This is a genomic window from uncultured Methylobacterium sp., assembly GCF_964251405.1.
Lineage (GTDB): Bacteria > Pseudomonadota > Alphaproteobacteria > Rhizobiales > Beijerinckiaceae > Methylobacterium.
Window position 1 is genome coordinate 5,227 of record NZ_CAXUJR010000121.1, and the last position, 4,242, is coordinate 9,468.

A 4,242-nucleotide genomic window follows, 5' to 3' on the forward strand; every position below is an offset into this window, starting at 1 on the left:
AGGAAACCTCCGCGGATCCTCATCGGGCACTCATCCTCGGCCGCGCCGATCTTCCCGGCGTGTGATCGTCGTGCAGGAAGGCCACGATCCTGAACCGATGGGAATGTCGTGCGCGCGACACCGGACGCGCTAAGCCGGGATCGATCGGCGTTTCGCGGGCGCTGTCGCCTTTTTCCCGCAGTGCGGATGGGTCCGTTCGGGGTCACTCGGATAGATCCTCCCCCAGCTTGCGGGGAGAAGGGATGCGCCCGTCGAGGCGATCACTTGGATTCGGTCCTACAGCATCGGCAAGTTCCGAGGCCGTTTGCCCAGCGGGAAGGCGGCCTCGATCTGCGCAAGATCCGTCTCGTCGAGCACCACCGCGCCGGCTGCCGCGTTCTCGATGGCGCGGGCAGCCCTGACCGTCTTCGGGATCGTGAAGGTGCCGTCCAGCCGCGTCAGGAACGCCAGGGCCACGCCGCGGGGCGTGGTGCCATGGCGGGCGGCGATGGTGGCCAGCACCTGCCCACCCGCGCTGGCGGGGTCGGGGAAGTCGCCGCTGCCGAAGGGCGAGTAGCCGACGACGGCGATGCCGTGGCGTTGGCACCAGGGCAGCACCGCGTGCTCGATCGCCCGCTCCCCGAGGTGATAGAGGACCTGGTTGCACGCGATGGCGCCGGGTCCGGCGATCCGCAGCGCATCGTCGAGTTCGTCGACGTCGAAATCGCTCAACCCCCAGGACAGGATCTTGCCGGCCGCCTTCAGGGCCTCGAAGCCGGCGACCGTCTCGGCGATCGGGTGCTGGCCAGGCCAGTGCAGGAGATAGGCGTCGAGCCGGTCCGTCCGCAGCCGATGCAGGGACGCTTCGCAGGCCGCCACGACGCCCTTTCGCGATGCGTTGCCCGGCACCACCTTCGAGACGAGGAAGACCTCGTCGCGCCGTCCCGCGACCGCCTCGGCGACGATGGCTTCGGCGCCGTCATACATCTCGGCGGTGTCGATGTGTCGGAGGCCCGCATCGAGGCCGGCGCGCAGGGCCGCGACCGCCCCCTCCCGCGCAGCACCGTCGATCCGCCACGTCCCCTGCCCGATCACCGGCACGACAGGGCCGTCTTCGCCGAACGCCCGCTCGATCATCGATCCGCATTCCCTTCCGGCGATCAAGACGGGGTTGCCCACGGCCTTATTGGCGCCATCATGCGCCGGTGATCAAGGGGCCGGCTTCGATGCAACGCACAGGGCGAGGCATCGCAGCGCTCCCCGAGGACGAACCGTGCGAACCCTCGTCCCGCTTCATTCTCGCGCAGACCGGCCGGGAGCCGTAGGCGGGACAACCGGCCGGCAGGCCGGCAGGACGGTGGCCTGATGCTGCCGCAGCACCGCTGGTTCTGGCTCGTCATCCTGCTCGCCTGCGGTGGCGCCGGGCTCCTCTACAACATGCTGTTTGCCGCCGGCGCCACGCCGCTGGCCGGCCTCGCCTACGGCCTCTGCGTCGGCGGGACTGTGCTGGCCTTCGATCGTGGGCTGATCCTGGCGGGCCTGCAGACGCGGATGCGGCGCCTGCCCGCCTGGATCTACGTGCCGGCCGCCGAGATCGCCTACGTGCTGATGATCGCGCTCGGCATCGCCCTGGGCGGCAGCGTCGTCTGGGCGCTGGGGCTCACCCCCGACACGCTGTCCGACGCCGTGAAGATCACGCCGCGGGTGCTGGCCTACTCGCTCGCCGTCTCGGCGATTCTGGTCTTCGTGATCCGCATGCGCGACCTCATCGGCGGCGAGGTCTTCGTCAACTTCCTGGTCGGGCGCTATCATCGCCCGGTGCGGGAGGAGCGCATCTTCCTGTTCCTCGACGTCGTCGGCTCCACGGCCTTCGCCGAGACCCACGGTGACCTCAAGGCCCAGGCCTATCTCGGGGCGATCTTCGCCGCGCTCGCCGAGCCGGTGCGGCGCAACCTCGGCTCCACCGACGACTATATCGGCGACATGGCGATGATCACCTGGCCGATGGAGCGGGGGCTCAAGAAGGGCCGCTGCGTCGCTTGCGTCTTCGACGTGCTCGATCGGCTGGAGGCCGAGGCCGAGATCTGGCGCAGCCGCTTCGGCACGGTGCCGCGCCTGCGCGCGGCGCTCCACGGCGGCTCCATCGTCACGGCGGAAGTCGGGGTCGACCGGCACAAGATCGCGTATTTCGGCGATGCCGTGAACGTCACCGCCCGCATCGAGGCCCTGTGCCGCCCGCTCGGCACCGAGATCCTGATCTCGGACGACTTGCTCCTGCGCCTCGGGACATTGCCGGACGGGATCCGCGCCCGCTCGCTCGGCGCCCATGCGCTGCGCGGGCGCGGGGCGCCGCTCAGCGTCTCGACCCTGGAGCGCGGACCGGCCTCCGGGGCTCTGCCCGAGCCGGCGACCGAGATCCCGGCCGCTGCCGTCGAGCCTGCATCGCGGGCGGCGGCCGCTCGATGACCGGCATCATCGTCTACATCGACGCCGATGCCTGCCCGGTGAAGGACGAGACCTACCGGGTCGCCGAACGCTACGGCCTCCACGTCGTCGTGGTCGCCAACAGCTTCATGGCGCTGCCCCGCGCGGACTGGATCGAACGCGTCGTGGTTTCCGACGGCTTCGACGCCGCCGACGACTGGATCGCCGAGCGGGCGCGGCCCGGAACGATCGTGATCACCGCCGACGTGCCGCTGGCCAGCCGTTGCGTGAAGGCCGGCGCCGAGGTGCTGGCCCATACGGGAAAGCCCTTCAGCGAGAACTCCGTCGGGATGGCGCTGGCCACCCGCAACCTCATGCAGGATCTGCGCGAGGCCGGCGCGGTCACGGGCGGCCCGAAGCCCTTCTCGGCCCGCGACCGCTCGGCCTATCTCGGGGCGCTCGACCGCACCGTGATGCGATTGAAGCGCGGCGGGTACGGCTGACCCGATGCAATGGACCGACGATGGCCTCGTCATCGGGCTGCGCCGCCACGGTGAGACCGGCACGGTCCTCGAACTGATGACGCCCGGCCACGGGCGCCATCTCGGTCTCGTCCATGGCGGGCGCTCGCGGCGGATGCAGCCGGTGCTGCAGCCCGGCAACCATGTTCGCGCCACCTGGCGGTCGCGGCTCGACGAGAGCCTCGGCTCCTTTGCCGTCGAGCCCGTCGATCTCGGAGCCAACCGGCTGCTCGACTCAGGCTTCGCCCTCTACGGCATCGGCCACCTGACGGCGCTTTTGCGGCTCCTGCCGGAGCGCGATCCGCACCCGGCCCTCTACGCCGCCGCCGGGGTGCTGATGGCGCATCTCGGCAATCCCGTCGTGGCGCCGGCCCTGATGGTGCGGTTCGAGCTCGCGATCCTGTCAGAGCTCGGCTTCGGCCTCGACCTGTCCGCCTGCGCGGCCACCGGCGGCAACGACGCGCTGGTCTACGTCTCGCCGAAGAGCGGGCGCGCGGTCAGCGCCTCGGCTGGCGAACCCTACCGCGACAGGTTGCTCGCGCTGCCGGCCTTCCTGCGCGAACGCGAGGAGGGCGGGATGAGCCCCGCTCCGGATGCCGCCGACGTTACCGCCGGGTTTACCTTGACGGGGTACTTCCTCGAACAGCACATCTGGGGGCCGCGTGGCCTCAGGGCGCCGGAGGAGCGGCTGCGATTCGTCGCGCTCGGCACGCAGGCGGAATAGGCCTGTTCATGCTATGTTCTGATCAGGGCCACTGACGGCCCAGGAGTTCGTGATGGGCCAGCCCTTCGATCCGCCGTCCGGATCCGACGGCATCGAGAGCGTCGAGCTGAAATCGGCGCTCGAAGAGCGCTACCTCGCCTATGCGCTCTCGACGATCATGCACCGGGCACTGCCCGACGCCCGCGACGGCCTCAAGCCCGTGCATCGGCGCATCCTCTACGGCATGCGCCTGCTCAGGCTCGACCCGAATACCGCCTTCAAGAAATGCGCGAAGATCGTCGGCGACGTGATGGGCGACTTCCATCCCCACGGCGACCAGGCGATCTACGACGCGCTGGTGCGCCTCAGCCAGGACTTCTCGCAGCGTTATCCTCTCGTCGACGGCCAGGGCAATTTCGGCAACATCGACGGCGATGGGCCTGCCGCCTACCGCTACACCGAGGCGCGACTGACCGAGGTCGCCCGCCTGCTCCTCGACGGGATCGACGAGGACACCGTCGATTTCCGGGCCTCCTACAACGGCGAGAAGGAGGAGCCCGTCGTCCTGCCGGCGGCCTTCCCGAACCTGCTCGCCAACGGCTCGCAGGGCATCGC

General features: G+C 70.0%; 5 protein-coding genes. 4 read left to right on the top strand and 1 reads right to left on the bottom strand.

What is annotated here, in order from left to right; translation table 11 throughout:
• Positions 1 to 276: 276 nt before the first annotated feature.
• Positions 277 to 1,116, bottom strand: coding sequence for an aldo/keto reductase (locus ACFE7U_RS16355; RefSeq protein ID WP_375410775.1), 840 nt, complete (start codon positions 1,114 to 1,116; stop codon positions 277 to 279).
• Positions 1,117 to 1,344: 228 nt separating this feature from the next.
• On the opposite strand from ACFE7U_RS16355, the gene ACFE7U_RS16360 reads away from it, so the two are divergent.
• The 4 genes from ACFE7U_RS16360 to ACFE7U_RS16375 form a co-directional block, all read left to right on the top strand.
• Complete coding sequence (locus ACFE7U_RS16360; RefSeq protein ID WP_375410776.1) at positions 1,345 to 2,445, top strand: adenylate/guanylate cyclase domain-containing protein; 1,101 nt, start codon at positions 1,345 to 1,347, stop codon at positions 2,443 to 2,445.
• Positions 2,442 to 2,906: a YaiI/YqxD family protein gene (locus ACFE7U_RS16365; protein ID WP_375410777.1), complete on the top strand. Its 465-nt coding sequence runs from the start codon at positions 2,442 to 2,444 to the stop codon at positions 2,904 to 2,906. Before ACFE7U_RS16360 ends, ACFE7U_RS16365 begins: the two co-directional genes overlap by 4 nt.
• Positions 2,907 to 2,910: 4 nt before the next feature.
• Positions 2,911 to 3,648, top strand: coding sequence for a DNA repair protein RecO (recO, locus tag ACFE7U_RS16370; RefSeq protein WP_375410778.1), 738 nt, complete (start codon positions 2,911 to 2,913; stop codon positions 3,646 to 3,648).
• A 52-nt stretch (positions 3,649 to 3,700) separates the two neighbouring features.
• Positions 3,701 to 4,242, top strand: a 542-nt coding sequence (locus tag ACFE7U_RS16375; protein WP_375410779.1) for a DNA gyrase subunit A, incomplete at its 3' end; no start/stop codon positions are given.